The 320-nt window shown below is 47.2% G+C and carries 1 protein-coding gene; it reads left to right on the top strand.

Annotation, left to right across the window (positions count from 1 at the left end):
- On the top strand, positions 1 to 320 hold a 320-nt coding region (locus V0R37_RS21880; RefSeq protein ID WP_420376527.1), incomplete at both ends, for a hypothetical protein.

Here is a 320-nt window from a genome sequence, read left to right as displayed (position 1 = left end):
GGAAGTCGGCTCTTACTCCAAAGAGCTGCGCGTTAATCGCAAAGAAAAAGAGAATGCAGGCTTAGTGTTTCGCACGCTACGTAAACTACGTAACTTTTGCCAAGGCTACGTTAATTTCGGTGAGCCAATCCCTCTTAATCACTATCTTAATGAACATGCACCAGAGTGGACTCAAGACATTGATGCCATGGGGGGCAGCAAACCCCAATGGATGATGCCTATCGTTAACCAATTAGCGACCAAAATGATGACACACATTAACGATGCTGCCGCCGCCAATGCGATGACCTTGAGGCTAATAATGCGGTCGCACACAAGGT

This window comes from Pollutimonas rozaliensis (genome assembly GCF_048751585.1).
Classification (GTDB): Bacteria; Pseudomonadota; Gammaproteobacteria; order Burkholderiales; family Burkholderiaceae_B.
This window is presented reverse-complemented; position numbering and strand designations above follow the sequence as displayed.